Here is a 20937-nt window from a genome sequence, read left to right on the forward strand (position 1 = left end):
TTATTTGCTCACAATACGCTGGCAAGAGCTGCAATGCGTAGATGGTGGAACACGTAATGGTCGAAAAAAATGTCGCGTATAACCGGGACGCCCGGTCCGAAGGCTTCGCTGACAACGATCCTCTGGCAGAACTGGCGCGTATCGTCGGCTTCGAAGATCGTCCTTCGCATGCGGGTTCCGAAGCTGCGCCACGCGCTGCCTCACCGGTTGCCCGCCGCGAACCCGAATTTAATCTCGAGGACGAGCTGCTTCGGGAATTCGAGGTTTACGATGCGCCGCATGCCGATCCGATCGTTCTTGATCCGGCAAACGATGTTCGTGCAGGCATCCATCCAAGCGATTTCATGCAGCGGGTCGAATCCGTTTTCGCTCGCCGCGAGCCCGAACTTGCGCCGGCAGCTGAACCGGAACCCGAGGTGACATTCGCTCCCGAAGCAGCGGAAGAGCTGCTTCCAGAGGTCAATGAGGCCTATATCCACAATTACGTCGAAACCCCCACGCAGGATATCCGGGCGGATTTCCGCGATGATGCCGGCGCGGTGGCTGAAGTTTTCGATGTGCATTCGCGCCAGGCGCGTCCTGCCGAGCCGATGGTCTACGAGCAGGCTGCCTCACAGGTGGCATGGGAAGAGCCGCAGGCCGCGGAACCCGTCCAGCCGGAATGGCACGCCATGCCGGAGCTTCCGGCAGATGTCTCCAGCAATATTGCTGCCGCCGCTTATGCTGCTACACCGGAGTCCCAGAGCCTCGATCTCGCCGATGAAGTGGAAATCGCCGTGGCCGAACAGGCGCCTGCTCCGATTTCCGTTCGTCCGCCATCGCATGGCGGCCGGTCTTCGCTGGAATTTTCGAGCCTGCGGTTGCCGCTTGCCAATTTCGGCGCCCGCCGCGATGTTTCGGCTGCCGACCCGAAGCGGGTTGAGCCGCGCTCCGAACGGCAGCCTGCCGCGGCCCGGGTAGAGCCGCAGGTCGAAGTCGCTCCCGTGCCTGCCGTCGTCCAGGCGGAAGAGACCGCGCCATCCTTCACGCCTTCGGTCGCCGAGGTCTTTACGCCTGCCGCAGAGCCTCTGACGTTTGAGGCTGCCGAGAAGCCGGCGGCGAAACATCTCTCGCCGATGGATGAGTTGATTTACGACGTCGCGAAATATTCCATTCCCGGTCGCGGTGAAGCGCCGCTCGTGCAGGCGGTCCCCGCAGCGCAGGCTGCCAAGGTTGAACCGCCCGTGGTTACTGCCGCTCCGGTGAAGGCAGCGCCGGTTGCCGATGCAGCGCCCGCAGCACCCCCGGAGGAGCTTGATTTCGCCGGCTTCAACGATGATGATTTCGAGCTTGCGCTTGACGATCTCGATCTCGATCTGGATCTGTCCGACATCGCTGAAGCGGAGGTCGCGCCAGCGCCTGCACCGCAGCCGGTCCGCCAGCAGCCGGCCGCGCCGGTGGCCGTTCAGGCACCCGCACCGCAGCCGGTGAAGGTGCAGCCCGCACCGCAGCCCCGGCCTGCGCCCGTTGTCGCACCTGTTGCTGCCGTTGCCGCCGCACCTGTTGCTGCCGCTCCGGTTCAGCCGCGCCCGGCCGCTCCCCAGCCTGTCGCGCCACAGACGCTGGAAAGCCTGCCTTTCGATCCCTCGCAGATCGGTGAGACGGAAGAGCATCCGGAAACCATCGTCGAGATGGATGTACCGGAACTGCCGGTTGGCGTTTTTGAGCCGAAGCCGGCTCCCCGCCGCCATGAGGAAGACCTCGACATCGACACCGAGCTTGCGACGCTGTTTGCTCCTGCTGTTGCCGGTGGTCTCGACCGCCACAAGCACGCGGAAAACCGCGGAGCTGCCCAGGCTCGTCCTGTTCAGGCTCCGGAAGAGGCCGACGAGTTCGAACGGGCGCTGGAAGAGGATTTCCGCCGCTCCATGCAGGAGGCTGCCGCTTCCCGTGGTAATGCGCCTCGTGAGCCCGAAAATACGTACGTCGACAATCAGGCTGCTTATCGTGACGAGGATGAACGCGGCGGTCGCCGCTGGATCATGCCGGTTGCGGCTGCCATCGGCGTGGTGCTGATCGGCGGCGGTGTTTACGCGCTGGTCTCCGGCGGTTCGTCGAGCACCGGTTCCAACGGCGCGCCGGTCATCATCTCCGCCGATAACGACCCGATGAAGGTCGTGCCGGAAAATCCGGGCGGTCGTGTCGTGCCGAACCAGGACAAGGCGGTTTATGATCGCGTTGCCGGCGGCAGCGCTGCCGATCCGAAGCAGCCGGCGCTGATTTCAAGCAACGAACAGCCCGTGGACGTGGTTCAGCGGACTCTGATCCCCGAACAATTGCCGCTGGAAGGCGAAAACGACGCCGATATGGAAGCCGCTGGCACGCCGGTTGGCGAGACCGAGGATCCGCGCCTGCTTTCGCCGGAAGAAAAGGCCGCACAGAACGAAGGTTCGGCCGCGACCGGCGTTTCCCCGCGCAAGGTCCGCACCATGATCGTCAAGCCTGACGGCACGCTTGTCGCACAGGAAGTCGAGGTGCCGGCAGCCCAGCCGCCGAAGGCTGACAAGGTCGAGGAACTTGCTGCGCCGCAGACCGCCAAGCCGGGTGAGGGCGCTCCCGCCGTCATCGCCGCATCGCGGGTTCCGGTCGCGCCGGAACAGGCTCAGCCGCAGGCCAACACGCCTGCCGCCACCAAGCCGGCTGCGCAGTCCGCCGCGCCGCTTCCGGCAACACGTCCGTCCTCGCAGCCCGCAAACGTCGTGGCGACGGTGACCAATCAGGGCAATGTTCGTCCGACCACGACTGCGCCTGCTCAGCCGCAGGCCGCGCAGCAGCAGACCGCAGCCGCTACGCCGGCTGCGACCAGCACGCCGTCCGCCGGTGGCTACTATATCCAGATCGCGTCGCTGCCGAGCCAGGCGGAAGCGCAGAAGTCCTACCAGAACATGTCGGCCAAGTTCGGCTCGGTCATCGGTGGACGCGGCGTCGACATCAAGGCTGCCGAAATCGCCGGCAAGGGCACCTTCTACCGCGTCCGTATCCCGGCCGGTGACAAGAACGAAGCCGTGGCGCTGTGCGAAAAGTTCCGTTCGGCCGGTGGCAGCTGCCTGGTGGCGCGGTGATAGAGATGCGCCGGGGGTAGTACCCCGGCGCTGATTGTCTAACGACAGTGACGGAGCAGCCAACCTCCGTCATGCCGGACTTGATCCGGCATCCAGCCACGGCGCGTCTGCGCCGTGAAACGAGTCTTACGCGATCAACGACTTGATCGCGCTGGACCCCGGCTCGGAGGCCGGGGTGACGGACGGTAAACGTCGCTGCCCCGGCATTGGCCGAGGAGCAGGCAAAGTTCTTCCCATCTATTCTGTAACAGGCGTGACACCATGACCGATTGCAAAGCTATGATCCTCGGATGCAGCGGGCTTTCGCTGACTGCCGACGAGATTGCCCTTTACCGCGATGAGCAGCCCTGGGGTTTCATCCTGTTCGGGCGCAATATTGGCGAGCCGCAGCAGATCACCGATCTCGTCGCCGCCATGCGCGATGCCGTCGGGCGGGCAGATGCGCCGGTGCTGATCGATCAGGAGGGCGGACGGGTTCAGCGTATCAAGCCGCCGATCCTGCAGGCTTATCCGAATGCCCGCATTCTCGGTGAAATCTATGAGCGCGACCGGGGTGCCGGTCTGCGTGCCGCCTGGCTGATGTCGCGACTGCACGCGTTCGACCTGATGAAATTCGGCATCAATGTCGATTGCCTGCCGGTGCTCGACGTGCCGGTGGAAGGCGCCAGCAATGTCATCGGCAACCGTGCCTATGGCTATACGCCGACCATGGTGGCCGAGATGGGGCAGGCGGCGGCCGACGGGCTGAAGGCGGGCGGCATGCTGCCTGTCATGAAACATATGCCGGGTCATGGTCGCGGCATGGTGGATTCGCATCATGAACTGCCTGTGGTCGACGTGCCGCTCGATGAGCTGGATGCGCATGACTTCGTGCCCTTCCGGGCACTGAACCGCGAATTGATGGCGATGAGCGCGCATCTGGTGTTCAACGCTGTCGACCGCGAACGGCCGGCGACGACTTCACCGAAGGTGATCGAGGAGATTATTCGCGGGCGGATCGGATTTGACGGCCTGCTGATGTCCGACGACAGTTCGATGAACGCGTTGAAGGGCACGCTGGGTGAAAGAGCTGCGAATATTGTTGCTGGTGGCTGCGATATAGTCTTGCATTGCAACGGCGTGATGGGTGAAATGCTCGAGGTTGTGAAAGAGGTTCCCGTTCTTTCCGGCCGGTCGCTGGAGCGGGTGCGGGCAGTTGAAGCGGGTTTCCCGACTGCGGACCCATCCGACGAAGCGGAACTGAGAGCCGAATTCAACGCCATGTGGGCCGTTTCCTGACAGTCGGGCGGCCGCTTACTCGGGATCAAGGCCGGAAGCTCCGGCGGATGGAACGATGGCCGCAGACAAATCTCGCAATTCGACACCGATGGACAAGCTCTGGCAGGATGTGACGCCGGAGCGGCTGACGGGCGAGGCCGGACTGGTCATCGATGTCGCGGGTTTCGAAGGCCCGCTCGATCTGCTGTTGCATCTTGCCCGCACGCAGAAGGTGGACCTGTCGCGCATTTCAGTGCTGGCGCTTGCCGAGCAATATCTGCAATTCGTTGAAAGCGCGCGGCGCGTGCGCATCGAGTTGGCGGCCGATTATCTGGTCATGGCGGCGTGGCTCGCCTTCCTCAAGTCCAAGCTTCTCATTCCGCAGCAATCGAAGGATGACGGCCCCTCGGGTGAGGAAATGGCCGCGACGCTGGCCTTTCGGCTCAAACGCCTGGAAGCGATGCGCGAGGCGGCGGAACGCCTCGTCAACCGCGCCCAGCTCGGCCGCGATGTGTTTGCCCGTGGTGCGCCGGAGCATATTCCGCACATCAACCGCTCTGCCTATGAGGCGAGCCTTTATGACCTGCTCAGCGCCTACGCCAATCTGCGGCAGAGACAGGCGATCACCCAGGTCACCATTGAAAAACGGCAGGTCTGGTCGCTGGTCGAGGCGCGGGAGCTTTTAACCGGTCTCCTCGGCGATGTCGGAGAATGGACCGCGCTCGATCAATATCTGCTGCAATATGTCCCCGATCCCGCGATGCGGGTGACGGCGATCGCCAGCGCCTTTGCCGCGTCACTGGAACTTGTGCGCGAGGGTACGCTGCAAATCCGGCAGGAGGGCGCTTTCCAGCCCATCTATATGCGCCGTGGCACGAGGGATGATCGTGCGGCGGTCGCCGAGAGGACTGACAATGACTGACAATGATGAGACGGCCGAGGCGACGATCGCGACGGATGGGGTGGGACTAGAACCCACGGTATTTTCCGAGCGCCAGTTGAAAGAGGCCGAGCGGATCGCCGAGGCTTTGGTTTTCGCCTCGGCCGAGCCGGTCTCTCCGGGTTTCATTGCGGAGCGCCTGCCGCGCGGCATGGATGTCGACGCCGTTCTTCAGCGTCTGAAAGCCGCTTATGCGGGCCGGGGCGTCAATCTCGTGCAGGTGGGCGGGCAATGGGCCTTCCGCACTGCCGGCGATCTTTCCTTCGTCATCCGCGCCGAGGAAAAGGAACCGAAGAAGCTCTCTCGCGCGGCGCTGGAAGTCCTGGCGATTATCGCATATCATCAGCCGGTGACACGCGCTGAAATCGAGGAAATCCGCGGTGTTCAGACCTCGCGCGGCACGCTTGACGTATTGATGGAGGCGGGCTGGGTCCGGTTTCGTGGCCGCCGTCGCACCCCCGGCCGGCCGGTGACGATCGGTACCACGGTTGAGTTTCTCGACCATTTCGGCCTCGAGGAGTTGCGCGACCTGCCGGGGCTTGAGGAGCTGAAGGGAGCAGGGCTACTTTCCGGCCGCATACCTTCCAATTTCGGCGTGCCCCTGCCGATGATGAGCGACGAATTGCGTGAGGATGAAGACCCGATCACGCAACTTGATCTGGAAGAGCTGGGCCTGCTTGCGCCTGGTGGTGGCGACGGCGACGATTGAGATCGTTATCGCGCGGGCGACACGACGCAAAAACTTTATGCTCACACCCTGTTGAAGCGGCAATTTGTTGTTTGAAAAAGCCTTTCAAACGTCTTACATCGTCTGAAAGCGAAATTCAGGAGTTTCAGTTATGGGTTCTTTTAGTGTGTGGCATTGGCTCATCGTGCTGGTGATTGTTCTCGTCCTTTTCGGACGCGGCAAGATCCCGGAATTGATGGGCGATGTCGCCAAGGGCATCAAGAGCTTCAAGAAGGGCATGGCTGACGAAGACCAGACGCCGCCGCCGGCCGATGCCAACACGAAGACCGTCGACCACAAGGCTGACGAGATCAAGTAAGCGGCCCTGCCGTTTGGTTTGAGACTGACGCGCGTTAGGGTCTCGGGAGCATATTGATGTTTGATATCGGCTGGAGCGAGCTGCTGGTGATTGCGGTCGTACTGATCGTGGTTGTCGGGCCGAAAGACTTGCCGCCCATGATCCGCGCCTTTGGCAAGACCATGGCTGGCCTTCGCAAGATGGCGGGGGATTTCCGTACCCAGTTCGATGAGGCCCTCAAAGAGGCCGACATGGACGATGTGCGCCAGACCATATCGGATGTCCGCAATCTCAACCCGACCAACTCGCTGCGTGATGCGATGAACCCGCTTCGCCAGCTCGGCAACGAGATCAAGTCCGATCTTCAGAAGGCGACCACGCCGCCTGAGGGCCTGTCATCCTCGCCTGCTACGTCGACCGCAGCACCGGCGACCAGTGAGCCGGTTGCACCGCTCGTCAGCATTCCCGAGCCTGAGATGAAGCTGCCGGATACCCCGCCCGTGACTGCCAGCGCCCCCGTTGCGGCACCGGTCGTACCGGCGGAAAAGCCGAAGCGTGCCCGGGCTAAATCGATTGCGACCGTCGAGGCGGAAGCGGTTGCCGCCAAGCCGAAACGCGCCAGCCGCGCCAAAGCGGTCGCGGCGTCCGAACCCGTTGCTGTCAATTCCACGGAGACTTCAGCAGCAAAGCCGACCGTAAAAGCCGTCGCGAGAAAAGCGGCCGCCAGGAAGGTCGCGGCTGAAAAGCCTGTCGTGGCCGCCGATGCCAAGCCGGTGAAGCCGGCGAGAACCAAGGCTGCAAAGCCCAAAAAGGATGAAGCATGAGCGGGGACATCGAGGACAAGCCGCAGCCGCTTATCGAACATCTGATGGAACTGCGCACACGGCTGATTTGGTCGCTGGGTGCGTTCTTCGTTGCCTTCATCGCCTGTTTTGCCGTTGCCAAGCATCTCTTCAACCTGCTTGTCATTCCCTATAAGTGGGCGGTTCTCTGGGCTGGCCTTGATGTGACGAAGTCGTCGCTGATCTATACCGCGCCGCAGGAATTCTTCTTCACGCAGATCAAGGTCGCCATGTTCGGCGCGATGGTCATCTCCTTTCCGGTGATCGCCTCGCAGCTTTATAAATTCGTGGCGCCCGGCCTCTACAAGAACGAGCGCGCCGCTTTCCTGCCGTTCCTCGTCGCATCGCCGATCCTGTTCCTCATCGGAGCGGCGCTCGTCTATTTCTTCTTCACGCCCATGGTCATGTGGTTCTTCCTCGCCATGCAGCAATTGCCAGAAGATGGCGAGGTTGCGATTTCGCTGATGCCGAAGGTGTCGGAATATCTGAGCCTCATCATGACGCTGGTGCTGTCCTTCGGTCTGGTGTTCCAGCTGCCCGTGGTTACGACGCTTCTGGCGCGCGTGGGCCTTCTGACCAGCGACTGGCTGCGTGAGAAGCGCAAGTTCGCGATTGTCATGGCCTTTGTGGTCGCGGCCGTGCTGACCCCGCCGGACCCGATGTCCCAGATCGGTCTTGCACTGCCTGCGATCATTCTCTACGAGATTTCCATCTACATGGCTCGACTCGTGGAGAGGAAGCGCGCTGCGGAATCCGCAAGCACGGAGCTGGAGGAGACCTGAGTTTTCGAAGGTCTCGCCGCTCAAGACATCTCCTCGCGCCGGGCTTCTGCCCGGCGTTTTGCTGTAAAACATCGGTGATGCAACAACGGTCTGGAACGACGATGCACGACATTAAATGGATACGTGAAAACCCCGAAGCTTTTGACGCGGCGCTCGCACGCCGTGGCGCGGAGCCTGCGGCCGCAGGTCTGATCGCGCTCGATGAAAAGCGCCGTTCCGTCATCCAGTCCCTGCAGGACATGCAGTCCCGCCGCAATGCCGCCTCCAAGGAAATCGGCGCCGCCATGGCGCAGAAGAACATGGAGCTTGCCGAAAAACTCAAAGCCGAGGTCGCCGACCTCAAGGACAAGATGCCGCGTGCCGAGGAGGAGGACCGCCAGGTCACCGCCGAGTTGAACGACGCCCTGTCGCGCCTGCCGAACATGCCCTTCGACGATGTGCCCGATGGCAAGGACGAGCATGACAATGTGGTGACCCGCGTCGTCGGCCAGAAGCCCGGCTGGAACCACGAGGCCAGGGAACATTTCGAAATCGGCGAAGCGCTTGGTTATATGGATTTCGAGCGGGCCGCCAAACTTTCGGGTTCGCGTTTCACCGTTCTCACCAGCCAGCTCGCGCGGCTGGAGCGGGCGCTCGGCCAGTTCATGATCGACCTGCACACCTCGGAACATGGCTATACCGAAGTTTCCTCGCCGCTGATGGTGCGCGACGAGGCGATGTTCGGCACGGGGCAATTGCCGAAATTCTCCGAGGACCTGTTCAAGACCACCGATGGCCGCTGGTTGATCCCGACGGCGGAGGTGACCCTGACCAACCTCGTGGCCGGCGAAATCCTCGAGCAGGAAAAGCTGCCCCTGCGTTTCACCGCACTCACACCGTCCTTCCGCTCGGAAGCGGGTTCGGCAGGCCGTGACACGCGCGGCATGCTGCGCCAGCACCAGTTCTGGAAGTGCGAGCTCGTCTCCATCACCGACGCGGAAAGCGCTGTCGCCGAGCATGAGCGCATGACGGCCTGCGCCGAGGAAGTGCTGAAGCGGCTGGGCCTGCATTTCCGCACCATGACGCTCTGCACCGGTGACATGGGCTTTGGCGCGCGCAAGACCTACGATCTGGAAGTGTGGCTGCCCGGTCAGAATACCTATCGCGAAATCTCGTCCTGCTCGGTCTGCGGCGATTTCCAGGCGCGCCGCATGAATGCGCGCTATCGCGGCAAGGACGACAAGGCGACGAAGTTCGTGCATACGCTGAACGGTTCCGGCACGGCTGTCGGCCGCTGCCTGATCGCCGTTCTCGAAAATTACCTGAACGACGATGGCTCTGTCACAATTCCTGATGTGCTGCTGCCCTATATGGGCGGTCTGACGCGGATCGAAAAGGCGGCTTGATTTCAAAGATGCCGACATGCCGGACTTGATCCGGCATCCATCCAGCCCAAGTCGTTGGGCTGAAAAGGACTATTCCCGTGGCGCAGACGCGCGTCGACTGGATCCCGGCTCAAGGCCGGGATGACGGTTCGGGAAGTGTTCTGCCTGAGCAAAATGAAGAGCGGGAGGAAAACATGCGGATTTTGCTGACGAATGACGACGGTATTCACGCCGAGGGCCTGGCCGTGCTGGAGCGTATCGCTCGCACGCTCTCCGACGACGTCTGGATCGTTGCGCCGGAGACAGACCAGAGCGGGCTTGCTCACTCCCTGACGCTGTCCGAGCCGTTGCGTCTTCGCAAGGTTTCCGACAAGCATTTCGCTCTGCGCGGCACGCCGACTGATTGCGTTATCATGGGCATTCGCGAGGTTCTGCCGGAAAAGCCAGATCTCGTCCTGTCAGGTGTCAATGCCGGCGCCAACATGGCCGATGATGTGACCTATTCCGGTACGATTGCCGGGGCCATTGAAGGCACGCTGCAGGGCGTGCGGTCTTTTGCGCTCAGCCAGGCCTTCAGCCATGCCGAAGGCCGCGTCGTGCCGTGGGAGGTGGCCGAGACCTATGCGCCCGATCTCATTCGCAAGCTCATCGATGTCGATCTGCCTGACGGCACCTTCCTCAATCTCAATTTTCCCAATTGCGCGCCAAAGGATGTGCAGGGCGTGTCCGTCACGGGGCAGGGCAAGCTCGATTTCGGCCTGACGGTGGAAGAACGCCAGGATGGCCGCGGTTTTCCCTATTACTGGCTGCGTTTCGGCGAACGCATGGGCACCTTCCGCGAAGGCACCGATATCCACGCCTTAAAGCATGGCAAGATTTCCGTCACGCCGCTGAAGCTTGACCTGACGGATTACACGGTGAAGGATCGGGTTGCGCAAGCGCTTGGATTCGGAGTCGCCGATTGAAATCTGCCATGGTCGAAAAGGAAGGTTTTGCAGCTCTCGTTCTGCGCTTGCGGGGCGAGGGGATTTCCGATCTCGACCTGCTGACGGCGGTTGAGCAGACGCCACGATCCAAATTCGTACCGCCGCAATTTGCCGCCGACGCCTATTCCAGCCGCACCATCCCGATAGACTGCGGTTCCTTCATGGAAGGGGCCGACATGGCGGTGAAAATCCTCGCCCGCCTGCAGCTGAAACCCGGCCAGCGCGTGCTGGAAATCGGTACCGGCAGCGGTTTCATGACGGCGATCATTGCCCGCCGGGTGGAGCGCGTCTTTTCGCTGGAGCGGTACAAGACGCTGGTGCAGCAGGCGCAGAACTGTCTCGATGATCTTGCAATCCGCAACGTCGTCATCCGCCAGGCGGATGGCAGCAACGGCCTGGTGGGTGAGGGCACTTTTGACCGAATCGTTTCCACGGCGGCCTTCACCACCATGCCCCGTTTCTTTGCCGAGCAGATCGTTTCCGGCGGTATGATGATCGCGCCGATCATCGTTGAAGGTGATCGCTGCGTGATGACGCGCTTTTCCAAGACCGGCAGCCGCTTCGAGAAGGAAGGACTGTTCGAGGCGCCCTACCTGCCGCTCAGCACCCATATTGCGCGTCATTTGTGACAAAATGAAAATTTTGGAGACATTGTATTTTGGTCTCCTAATGTGCGGAATTTTCGTAAGCATCTGATTTTAAGAGATTTTATTGTTTCATCATGGCGCATCCTGTCTTCGTCATGGTTATCGAAGTGTCAAAAAAGCGCCAAACGGCTTAACGTTTTAACGGCGTGGTAACACTAACGCGCTTTAATCATAAACATCGACGCATGGTTTTCCCCACCTCGGGAAATGGGCCTTGCAAGAATTGAAATTTGTGCCGGATCGATCTCGATGCGGCGGGTTGGCGTCAGTGTAGATCGAGTCATGCGTATGAGACATTCGTCTAAAATCGGAAAATCAGTCGCAAAAATGTTCGCAGCGGCATTGCTGGCAAGCGTCGCAACGGGCTGTAGCTCGGATGCAACGCGGTTCAGCGGCCTCTTTTCCAGTGGACCGGATCAGATGACCACGGCGTCAATTCCTGCCCGTCAGGGCGGCGGTGCTTACGGGCAGGCCCCGGTTCCGCAGGGCGACATGAATGGCGGTTACGCCTCTGCCGCGCCACAGGGAGGTTATGCCAACCAGAACATGGCCGGCAATTCCTATCCGCAGCAATCGGGTGGTTACGGTGGCGTTCAGCCGTCCACGGCCCGTGCCTCGGCCTCGCCGGTGCAGCGTTCCGAGCTGTCTGCGCCGACAGCCGTGGCGAGCCGCGATCCGTCGACCCGCAACGAAGCCATGGCCCAGCCTTTCCCGTCCGCCCAGCCCAAGGCCACGCCGTCTCTGGCAGCGCCCGCACGGCAGGCTGCCGCACCCGCCGCTGACAACCTGACCACCGCGACCGTTCGTTCCGACAAAAACGGCTGGCACACCGATGGCGCCGCCTCCGTGACCCTGCGTCCCGGCGAAAGCATCGCGACCCTCTCCAACCGCTACGGCGTTCCGGAAAAGGAACTGCTGCGGGTCAATGGCCTGAAGACCGCTTCCGCCGCGCAGGCCGGCCAGTCGATCCTCATTCCGAAGTTCGGCCAGGTCCGCAACGCCGCCAAGGATGCCGCCGGCGATATTGCGCTCAACCGCAATGGCGACCAGCCGACACCGCTGCGTGCGCCGGATGGAAACGTGGCCGTGCTGCCGTCCCAGGCCGCCGCCCGTGACAAGGTTTCTGCTGAAGCTGGCAAACTGACGCCTCCGGGCGGCAAGCCGCTGCCGCCCTCCGGTGGCTACAAGGTTCAGCCGGGCGACAGCCTCGCCAAGATCGCCCGTGCAAACGGCGTGTCGGTGGCTGCTCTCAAGGCGGCAAACGGTCTCGGCAACGAAAGCATCCGCGTCGGCCAGACGCTCAACATGCCGGGTGCTTCGACGGATGCCATCAAGACCGCTTCCGTTCCCGCCAAGGAAGCCGCAAAGCCCGTCGAAACCGCATCCGTCAAGCCAGAGCCCTATAAGGCGCCGGCCGGCGCCGCCGCTCCGGCTGCGCCCGCAACTCCGGCCACCGCCAGTGTCAGCGATATCGAGAAAAAGGCCGACATGGCGTCCGTCGCACCGGAATCCACCGGCATCGGCAAATATCGCTGGCCAGTGCGCGGCGCGGTCATCAATAATTTCGGTGACAATGTCGAAGGCAGCCGCAACGACGGCATCAACATTTCGGTTCCCGAGGGCACGCCGATCAAGGCCGCTGAAAACGGTGTCGTCATCTATGCCGGCAATGGCCTGAAGCAGCTCGGCAACACGGTTCTTGTCCGCCATGACGACGGCAAGGTCACGGTATACGGCAACGCTGCCAATCTCGACGTGCAGCGTGGCCAGAAGGTTCAGCGCGGCCAGACCATCGCCACCTCGGGCATGACCGGCAGCGCCAAACGTCCGCAGGTTCACTTCGAAGTTCGCAAGGATGCGACGCCGGTGAACCCATCCACTTTCCTTGAATAGGTATTGCGTCTCAAGGAATGATGAAGCCGGGTGATGAGCCCGGCTTTTTCATTTTATGGGGTGATGCGTGCGGAAAAAGTTCTGGAATGGGTGCCTCGGGCTTAGTGGGCATTGGTTTCTCGCGGTTTTCTCCTCCGTCATGCCGGACCCGATCCGGCATCCAGTCGACGCGCGTCTGCGCGGCGGAATGAGTCTCCTCAGCCCAAGGACTTGGGCTGGCTGGATACCGGCTCAAGGCCGGTACGACGGATGTGGGGATGCAGCCCAAGTCACGTCGAGCAGCTACGTGTCTAACCCCTGACCAGACCCACCGTTTTCTCGATGAAGTCGGCAATCGCGCCGGTATCGTCGAGATCAAAAACCGGAAGCGCCGTGTCCGTCACCGCGTGATCGGCGGCAATGGCGACGATATGCGGATCGAGCGGCGCCAGCGGTTCCGTTTTCGCCGCCTCAACCCGGCGCGCTTCGATTTTCGGGACCGGCTCGTATTTATAACCTTCGATCAGCACCAGGTCGCACGGCGCGAGGCGGGAGAGGATGTCTTCGAAGGAGGGCTCCGGTTCGCCGCGCAATTCATGCATGATGGCGAAGCGGGTGCCGGAAACGATGGTGACCTCGTGCGCGCCGGCCTGCCGGTGACGCCAGCTATCGGCGCCGACCTTGTCAATATCGAAATCGTGATGGGCGTGCTTGATGGTGGAGACACGGTAGCCGCGCGCCGTCAGTTCGGTCACGATGCGCACGGCAAGACCAGTTTTGCCTGAGTTCTTCCAGCCGGCGATGCCGAAGACCTTTTGTGCCGTCATGCTTCCATGCTCTCCAGATAGCTGCGCGCCAGTGCAAGCTCATCCGGCGTGTTGATGTTGAAGAACGGATCGAGGCTGCCCTTTGCCGTTTCCAGCGGCGCAAATGCAACCCCAATGGTGACATGCCGGGCAAGATAAGCGCGGATGCGCCGGTTGGCATCGTTCTTCAGCCATGCCTCGAGATCATCGGCGAGAGCGACCGGCCACAACGCAAAGACCGGATGAAGCTGGCCGCTGGAGGCGGCAATGACGATTGCATTGTCCGACAGGTGTTCGCAAAGCCGCACCACAAGATCGTCAGGGAAAAACGGGCTGTCGGCGGGCGCAGTCAGAAAGTGGCTGACCGCGTCGCCGCGGTGCTGGAAATGGCGCATGCCGGCCAGAACGCCCGCGAGCGGACCGGCATGGCCGTTCAGCGTATCGGGCAGCAGCGGCAGGCCGAAACTTTCCGCCCAGCCATTGGCCGCATTGATGGTGACGTCGCAGACCTGCGGCGTGATGCGGCTGATGACACGGGACATGAGAGGCGCATCGCCCAATTGCACCATCGCCTTGTTGCTGCCCATACGCCGCGAAAGCCCGCCGGCGAGTACCAGGCCGGGTATTTCAAAAGGGGCCGTCATTCCCGCTTTTCCTGCAGCCTTACGATATAGGTGGTGAGGAGGGCGACAAGGCCGGTCGCCAGCATCACCAGAAGAAGCGGCCAGGTTCCATCCTCTTTTGAAAGAACCGAGGAGGCGAGAACCGAGAGTGCCGCGCCGCCGCCAATGGTCATGGCGCCGCCGAGACCGGATGCTGAGCCAGCCAGATGCGGCTGGACGCTGACCATGCCGGCATTGGCGCTGGGCAGCGTCACGCCGTTGCCGACGCCGATCAGGGCGAGCGGCACAAAAAACGCATAGGCGCTTTCCGCCCCGACCGAGATCAGCGCGATGGCGGTGATGATGCCGGCAATGCCGATGACATTGCCCGACAGCATCATGCGGGTGATGCCGATTTCGCTGGCATAACGACCGGAGATGAAGTTGCCGAGCATGTATCCGCTGGCCATGAAGAAGAATTGCAGGCCGAGCATGGCCGGCGAAAGCCCATAAAGCACGCTGCCGACAAAAGGCGCGCCGCCGAGAAAGGAGAAGAACATGCCCGATGAGAAGGTCGAGGTCAGGGCGTAACCCCAGAACAGCGGCGAGCGCAGAAGTTCCGGCCAGGCATGGAACTGCTGCGAGAAGCTTGCCGATCTGTTGTGGTTGGTTTCGCCGAGATCGAGCCAGGCGAGCGCCAGGATGCCGAGGCCAAGCAGGCAGAGGAGGGCGAAGCTTGATTGCCAGCCCGAGATGTCATTGAGCAGGCCGCCAACCGTTGGTCCCACCATCGGCACCACGGACATGCCCATCGTCACATAGCCGATCATCGAGGCCGCCTGTTCCATGGGCACCATGTCGCGCACGATCGCGCGGGCCAGCACGAAGCCGGAAACGACGGCCGCCTGCGCCACGCGTCCGATCATGAAGACTGTGATATTGGGCGCCAGCATGCACACAAGCGTCGCGACGATCATGACGGCGATGCTGGCGAGCATGACGGGGCGGCGCCCGAAGAGGTCGGAGAGCGGGCCGATGACGAGCTGCAGGCAGGCGGTGGCGGCGAGATAACCCGAGACGGCGAATTGCATCACCGCGTAATCGGTCTCGAAATACACTGCCATCGTCGCAAGCGAGGGCAGGAACACATTCATGCACAGCGCCGCGACACCGGCGATGACGACCAGCGTGATGATGTGGGGTGGGGTGGTTCTGTCCAGAAAACGGCCGCCGTTCATGTCATTCTCCCGCCTCTTCCGTTACGGCAGCTTTCGTTACGGAAGCCGGCCGTACGGTGGTCACGGCAGTGGGGGTGGCGGCCGCGCGCTTGGCCATCTGCGAGCGCTTGCGCAGGCTTTCCCGGTAGAAGGTATAAAGGCCCGAACCGATGATGATCGTGGCACCGATGATGGTGTAATTGTCGATCTTCTCGTTGAAGAAGAATATACCGATCATGAAACCCCAGAGCAGGCCGGTATAACGAAACGGCGCGACGAAGGAAATTTCGCCCGATCTCATCGACAATATGATCGCCTGGTAGCCGACCAGCACCAGAATGGCCGAGGCGGCCAGATGCGAGACGATCGTGACGTTCATAGGCTGCCAGCCGCCGAAGGGCAGGATCAAGAGGCCGCCCACTGCCATGTTTACGAAGGCGGTGATGACGGTGATCGCAAGCGAAGGCACATCGGCGTACATTTTCCGCGTCAGCAGATCACGCGCGGCGGTGACGGCCAGCGATGCGACAACCAGCAGCGCGCCCGGCGTAAAGCCTTCCGGGCCGGGCCGGATGATGACGAGCACGCCGATGAAACCGACGATGATCGCCACCCAGCGCCGCCAGCCCACAGGTTCGCGCAGGAACAACGCCGCACCCAGCGTCACCACCAGCGGCAGGGACTGCAATATGGCCGAAGCATTGGAAAATTCGATGAGGCCGAGCGCCGTCAGATAAAGAACGGCGGCGGTCACCTCGCAGAGACAGCGCAGGATGATGATGGGGCGCAAAAGGGTTTTCAGGGGCCGGAGCGCGCCGAAATGCCGGGCCGCGATATAGATCAGCACCACGGTCATGATGCCGCGGACGAACATGATCTGACCGGTGTTGATGTAGGGGGTGACGGACTTCGTCAGCGCGTCGTTGGCCGTGAAGCTTGCCATTGCGAGCGCCATGAAAAGCGCGCCGCGCGTATTGTCCGTCAATGCCATTCCCAAATATCCCAGACCATGCGCAGTTTACTCCGCCCGCCCTCCGGGCGATCTGGAGCCGCCGTTACGGCGCAACCACGCATTCCTCCATATAAAGAGACGTGGCACGGCAGAGCTGGCAATTCAACCGTTTATATGGGTGGGTGGATGAGAAAGACGTTCAGCCAGCCTCAGCCGCCTGTCACGCTCATATGGCGGGAGACTGCGGGTCGGTTGTGGGTGCGGTCGATGATGAAATCGTGTCCTTTCGGCTTGCGCAGAAGGGCTTCATCGATGGCGCTGGAAAGATAGGCGTCGCTGTCGGACGCGCGCAGCGCCGTGCGCAGATCGGCAGCGTCGTCCTGGCCGAGACACATATAGAGCGTGCCGGTACAGGTGAGACGGACACGATTGCAGCTTTCGCAGAAATTATGGGTCATGGGCGTGATGAAGCCCAGCCGGCCGCCGGTTTCCTTCACCGTCACGTAACGGGCCGGGCCGCCGGTCTGGTAATCGCTGTCGATGAGCGTGAAGCTCTGCTCGAGATCGCTGCGCAATTTTGAAAGCGGCAGATAACGGTCGGTGCGGTCTTCCTCGATCTCGCCCATCGGCATGGTCTCGATGACCGTCAGGTCCATGCCGCGGCCGTGGGCGAAGCGCATCAGCTCCGGCATTTCGGCATCGTTGAAGTCCTTCAGCGCAACGGCGTTGAGTTTCACCTTGATGCCTGCCGCCTGTGCGGCATCGAGCCCCTCCATCACCCGGTCGATATCCCCCCAGCGGGTGATATGGCGGAATTTATCGCTGTCGAGCGTATCGAGGGAGACATTGATGCGGCGCACGCCGCAATCGGCGAGTTCGGCTGCGAATTTCGCCAGCTGTGAGCCGTTGGTGGTCAGCGTCAATTCCTCGAGCGCACCGCTCTCGACATGCCGCCCGAGGTTCCTCACCAGGGACATGATGTTCTTGCGCACCAGCGGCTCACCGCCGGTCAGCCTCAGCTTGCGGACGCCGCGCGTTATGAAGACGGAACAGAGCCGGTCGAGTTCTTCGAGCGTCAGAAGGTCCTTCTTCGGCAGGAAGGTCATGTGTTCGGACATGCAATAGGTACAGCGAAAATCGCAGCGGTCGGTCACGGAAACGCGCAAATAGGTGATGGCGCGGCCGAAAGGGTCCACCATCGGTGCGTTGTTTTCCGTCAGGAACTGCGCTTTTCCAAGCGATCCGGGGAAACTGTTCACGTCTCCATCCTCATTGCGCGATGCGCCCCTCAAATGATGTAGTGGCTTGCCTATCCTGAGGCAAGTCCGTAATTCTGACGCATGTGATGAGCTTGCGGAAGTGAAAAATGAGTGATGCCTGGCCGACAGAGCTGCTTGTGTCGAAAGACCGGCGCGAATTGACCGTTTCCTTCGACGATGGAAGCGTTTACCGGCTGAAGGCCGAGATGCTGCGCGTGCTTTCGCCCTCGGCCGAAGTGCAGGGCCACGGGCCGGGACAAAAGGTCACGGTGCCGGGCAAACGCGATGTCGCCATCCGCTCCATGGTCGCGACAGGCAACTATGCGGTGCGCATCGTTTTTGACGATGGCCATGACAGTGGCATTTACACCTGGAAATACCTGAAGGAACTGGGTGAGACCGGGGACAGGCTGTTTGCGGATTATGAACGGGAGCTCGCCGAAAAAGGCTTGAGCAGGGAGCCGCGGTACCGGTAGAGAAAACAGCGAGGGAGACGCCCTCGTGAGAATGATGGCAAAGGGGTCGAAGAACTGCTGCGTTTGGCAACGTTGTTGCATTCGCTCTTCGTCACCCCGGACTTGATCCGGGGTCCAGCGCGATCAAGTCCTTGATCGCGGGAGAGTCCTTTCACGGCGCAGACGCGCCGTGGCTGGATGCCGGATCTAGTCCGGCATGACGGAGGAAATGTTCTCGCGCGTTGCCGATAATCGGACGAGGGCAAAGCTCTTGTCTCACTATTTAAACGGGGTGGCGTGTGGCCGTAGAAGCAAACGGAAATGATCTGGCCCAGGTGGTCGTATTGCTGGCGGCAGGCGTTGTCGCCGCGCCGATCTTCAAGCGCATCGGCCTCGGCTCTGTGCTGGGTTATCTCGCAGCCGGCCTGGTGATCGGGCCTTACGGTCTTGGTTTCTTTTCCGATTCGCAGGCCATTTTGCACATAGCGGAACTCGGCGTGGTGATGTTCCTGTTCATTATCGGCCTTGAAATGCAGCCGTCGCGGCTGTGGTCCATGCGGCAGGATATTTTCGGGCTCGGCGCATTGCAGGTGCTGGTTTGCATGGGCGGCCTGACGTTGATCGGGGTCGGCCTCGGCTTCCCTGTCATCATGTCCTTCGTCGCTGGCACGGGCTTCGTGCTGACGTCGACGGCGATCGTCATGCAGATGCTGCAGGAGCGCAACAGCATGTCCAGCCTGAAAGGGCAGCGCATCATCGCCATCCTGCTGTTCGAGGATCTGGCCATCGTTCCGCTGCTGGCGCTCGTCGCCTTCCTCGGTTCGGGCGGGGAAGATGTCACGGCGTCGGAGCGCTGGGTTTCCGTCGGCATTGCGCTTGCCGCCGTCGGTGCGCTCATCCTTGCCGGACGTTATCTGCTCAACCCGTTCTTCCGCCTGCTGGCGGCCTCCGGTGCGCGCGAGGTGATGACGGCTGCTGCGCTGCTGGTGGTGCTGGGTTCGGCGCTTCTGATGCAGGTCAGCGGCCTTTCCATGGCGATGGGCGCTTTCCTGGCCGGCGTGCTGCTGTCGGAATCCTCCTTCCGCCATCAGCTGGAGGCGGATATCGAGCCGTTTCGCGGCATTCTGCTCGGCCTGTTCTTCCTCGGCGTCGGCATGGCGATCGATCTTGCCGTCATTGCCTCCAACTGGCAATTGGTGTTGGTCAGTGTCGCCGGATACATGCTGCTCAAGGCCTTCCTCATCTATGGCGTGGCGCGGGCGCTCGGCACCACCAGGCGTGAAAGCCTGGAACGGGCGGTGCTGATGGCGCAGGGCGGCGAATTCGCCTTCGTGCTCTATTCGGCGGCTGTCAGCGCCGGCATTCTCGACCGGGAGGCCAATGCCATCCTGACGGCGACGATCATCATCTCCATGGTCCTGACGCCGCTGATGGTCATCCTGCATGACCGGCTGGTGCCGGCGGCGGTGCCCAATACTGACGATCTCGACGTGCCTGAAAATGTCGAGGGCAGCATTCTCCTGATCGGTTTCGGACGTTTCGGCCAGATCGTCAGCCAGCCGCTTCTGGCGCGCGGTTACACGCTGTCTTTGATCGACAAGGATGCCGACTTCGTGCGCGATGCGGCGGAATTCGGTTTCAAGGTCTATTATGGCGATGGCTCGCGGGCGGAAATCCTCCATGCCGCCGGCGCCAGCACGGCGCGTGCTGTTCTCATCTGCGTCGACGACAAGGAAGCAGCCGTCCGGATCGCGGAGATCGTCAAGCATGAATTCCCGCTGGTTCCGGTTCTCGCCCGCGCCTATGACCGTGGCCATGCCATCGATCTGCTGAAGGCCGGCGTGGATTACCAGATTCGCGAGACGCTGGAATCGGCGCTGAATTTCAGCGAGGAGGTTCTGGGCGCCATGGGCGAGGAGCGGGAAGACGCCGCCCGTCTGGTGGAGGAATTCCGCGACCGCGACGAGGAGCGTTTCGCCATGGAGGTCGTCGGCGGCATTTATGCCGGCCGTTCGCTGATCCGTGGCAACGCCCAGCCAGCCGATCTCGTCGCCGCGCGCACGGCGCGTGAGCGGGCGGAGCGGGAAAAGGCGGAAGCGGCGGAAGAGTAAGGGATTGCGCCCGGTGGTGTCGCAGGGTGATTTCGAGGGATAGGAACTGACATGACGATCATTCGCACGGTCGAGGAATTGAAGGCCATCTATGACGGCACGAGCGAGGCATCCATCGCCAAGGTGACAGCCGCGCTGACGGCCGAATACAGGCTGATGATCGAAACGTCACCGTTTCTCGCTCTGGCGACGGTAGGGCCGGAGGGCATGGACTGTTCACCGCGCGGCGACAAGGGCGGTGTGGTGCGCGTGGACGATGACAAGACCGTGCTGCTACCGGACTGGCGCGGCAATAACCGCGTGGATTCGCTTCTCAACATCGTGCGGGATCCGCGCGTGGCGCTGATGTTCCTGATCCCCGGCTCGAATACGACCATGCGCATCAATGGCCGCGCCTTGGTTTCCGTTGACCCCACGTTGTTGCAGAGCTTCGAGATGGATGGCAAACATCCGCGCACCGTCATCGTGGTCACGATCGACGAAGTCTATTTCCAGTGTGCACGGGCGCTGATGCGGTCTGAATTGTGGAATCCCGACAATTTTGTCGACCCGTCGTCGCTTCCGACGCCGGGTCTGCTGCTCAAGGCGGCCAAGGCGGAATTCGATCAGGAGACCTATGATCGCGAATGGGCGGCGCGCGCGGCGAAGACGATGTGGTGAGGCTTCCCCTCTCGCCCTCATTCCTATGCTTGTCAGGAATGAGGGCGGGGACAGCGCTG

The 20937-nt window shown here is 61.8% G+C and carries 19 protein-coding genes; 14 read left to right on the top strand and 5 right to left on the bottom strand.

Annotated features, from left to right (window positions below; genetic code table 11):
- The first annotated feature begins 56 nt into the window (after window positions 1-56).
- The 11 genes from BLU28_RS08070 to BLU28_RS08120 all read left to right on the top strand — a co-directional run bounded on the left by BLU28_RS08070 (window position 57) and on the right by BLU28_RS08120 (window position 12837).
- Window positions 57-3101: an SPOR domain-containing protein gene (locus BLU28_RS08070; RefSeq protein ID WP_077986302.1), complete on the top strand. Its 3045-nt coding sequence runs from the start codon at window positions 57-59 to the stop codon at window positions 3099-3101.
- Between the two features lie 261 nt (window positions 3102-3362).
- Complete coding sequence (gene nagZ / locus BLU28_RS08075) at window positions 3363-4379, top strand: beta-N-acetylhexosaminidase (RefSeq protein WP_022556274.1); 1017 nt, start codon at window positions 3363-3365, stop codon at window positions 4377-4379.
- A gap of 55 nt (window positions 4380-4434) precedes the next feature.
- The gene (locus BLU28_RS08080) at window positions 4435-5280 is read left to right on the top strand and encodes a segregation and condensation protein A (protein WP_034498970.1); all 846 of its coding nucleotides are present in this window, start codon (window positions 4435-4437) and stop codon (window positions 5278-5280) included.
- Window positions 5273-6007 carry an SMC-Scp complex subunit ScpB gene (scpB, locus tag BLU28_RS08085; protein WP_035211997.1) on the top strand — a complete coding sequence of 245 codons (735 nt, stop codon included), beginning with the start codon at window positions 5273-5275 and terminating at the stop codon, window positions 6005-6007. Before BLU28_RS08080 ends, scpB begins: the two co-directional genes overlap by 8 nt.
- A gap of 130 nt (window positions 6008-6137) precedes the next feature.
- Window positions 6138-6344: a twin-arginine translocase TatA/TatE family subunit gene (locus BLU28_RS08090; RefSeq protein WP_003509722.1), complete on the top strand. Its 207-nt coding sequence runs from the start codon at window positions 6138-6140 to the stop codon at window positions 6342-6344.
- A 56-nt stretch (window positions 6345-6400) separates the two neighbouring features.
- A complete protein-coding gene (tatB, locus tag BLU28_RS08095; RefSeq protein ID WP_035211999.1) occupies window positions 6401-7147 on the top strand; it encodes a Sec-independent protein translocase protein TatB in 747 nt (248 codons plus the stop codon).
- Window positions 7144-7947 carry a twin-arginine translocase subunit TatC gene (gene tatC, locus BLU28_RS08100; RefSeq protein WP_022556270.1) on the top strand — a complete coding sequence of 268 codons (804 nt, stop codon included), beginning with the start codon at window positions 7144-7146 and terminating at the stop codon, window positions 7945-7947. Before tatB ends, tatC begins: the two co-directional genes overlap by 4 nt.
- 101 nt (window positions 7948-8048) lie before the next feature.
- The gene (gene serS / locus BLU28_RS08105; RefSeq protein ID WP_004442134.1) at window positions 8049-9332 is read left to right on the top strand and encodes a serine--tRNA ligase; all 1284 of its coding nucleotides are present in this window, start codon (window positions 8049-8051) and stop codon (window positions 9330-9332) included.
- 173 nt (window positions 9333-9505) lie between these two features.
- Window positions 9506-10276, top strand: coding sequence for a 5'/3'-nucleotidase SurE (surE, locus tag BLU28_RS08110; protein ID WP_004442133.1), 771 nt, complete (start codon window positions 9506-9508; stop codon window positions 10274-10276).
- A complete protein-coding gene (locus BLU28_RS08115) occupies window positions 10273-10926 on the top strand; it encodes a protein-L-isoaspartate(D-aspartate) O-methyltransferase (RefSeq protein WP_004442132.1) in 654 nt (217 codons plus the stop codon). Before surE ends, BLU28_RS08115 begins: the two co-directional genes overlap by 4 nt.
- Before the next feature lie 345 nt (window positions 10927-11271).
- The gene (locus tag BLU28_RS08120) at window positions 11272-12837 is read left to right on the top strand and encodes a LysM peptidoglycan-binding domain-containing M23 family metallopeptidase (RefSeq protein WP_168247054.1); all 1566 of its coding nucleotides are present in this window, start codon (window positions 11272-11274) and stop codon (window positions 12835-12837) included.
- Window positions 12838-13127: 290 nt separating this feature from the next.
- Here BLU28_RS08120 and mobB read toward each other — a convergent pair whose 3' ends face one another.
- The 5 genes from mobB to moaA form a co-directional block, all read right to left on the bottom strand.
- The gene (mobB, locus tag BLU28_RS08125) at window positions 13128-13643 is read right to left on the bottom strand and encodes a molybdopterin-guanine dinucleotide biosynthesis protein B (protein ID WP_004442130.1); all 516 of its coding nucleotides are present in this window, start codon (window positions 13641-13643) and stop codon (window positions 13128-13130) included.
- Window positions 13640-14266, bottom strand: coding sequence for a molybdenum cofactor guanylyltransferase MobA (gene mobA, locus BLU28_RS08130; protein WP_004442128.1), 627 nt, complete (start codon window positions 14264-14266; stop codon window positions 13640-13642). The genes mobB and mobA overlap by 4 nt, the downstream gene beginning before the upstream one ends.
- On the bottom strand, window positions 14263-15462 hold the full coding sequence (locus BLU28_RS08135) for a multidrug effflux MFS transporter (RefSeq protein WP_004442126.1): 1200 nt from the start codon (window positions 15460-15462) through the stop codon (window positions 14263-14265). The genes mobA and BLU28_RS08135 overlap by 4 nt, the downstream gene beginning before the upstream one ends.
- Before the next feature lies 1 nt (window position 15463).
- Window positions 15464-16432: a DMT family transporter gene (locus BLU28_RS08140; RefSeq protein WP_077986299.1), complete on the bottom strand. Its 969-nt coding sequence runs from the start codon at window positions 16430-16432 to the stop codon at window positions 15464-15466.
- A gap of 170 nt (window positions 16433-16602) precedes the next feature.
- The gene (gene moaA, locus BLU28_RS08145; RefSeq protein WP_044460021.1) at window positions 16603-17652 is read right to left on the bottom strand and encodes a GTP 3',8-cyclase MoaA; all 1050 of its coding nucleotides are present in this window, start codon (window positions 17650-17652) and stop codon (window positions 16603-16605) included.
- Between the two features lie 107 nt (window positions 17653-17759).
- On the opposite strand from moaA, the gene BLU28_RS08150 reads away from it, so the two are divergent.
- The 3 genes from BLU28_RS08150 (at window position 17760) to BLU28_RS08160 (ending at window position 20878) form a co-directional block, all read left to right on the top strand.
- Window positions 17760-18128 (top strand): gamma-butyrobetaine hydroxylase family protein, encoded by a 369-nt coding sequence (locus BLU28_RS08150; RefSeq protein WP_004442123.1) that lies wholly within the window; start codon window positions 17760-17762, stop codon window positions 18126-18128.
- 278 nt (window positions 18129-18406) lie between these two features.
- On the top strand, window positions 18407-20218 hold the full coding sequence (locus tag BLU28_RS08155) for a monovalent cation:proton antiporter-2 (CPA2) family protein (protein WP_022556261.1): 1812 nt from the start codon (window positions 18407-18409) through the stop codon (window positions 20216-20218).
- A gap of 51 nt (window positions 20219-20269) precedes the next feature.
- A complete protein-coding gene (locus BLU28_RS08160) occupies window positions 20270-20878 on the top strand; it encodes a pyridoxamine 5'-phosphate oxidase family protein (protein WP_004442121.1) in 609 nt (202 codons plus the stop codon).
- Window positions 20879-20937: the final 59 nt, after the last annotated feature.

The sequence above is a fragment of the Agrobacterium pusense genome (assembly GCF_900102105.1).
Taxonomy (GTDB): domain Bacteria; phylum Pseudomonadota; class Alphaproteobacteria; order Rhizobiales; family Rhizobiaceae; genus Agrobacterium; species Agrobacterium pusense.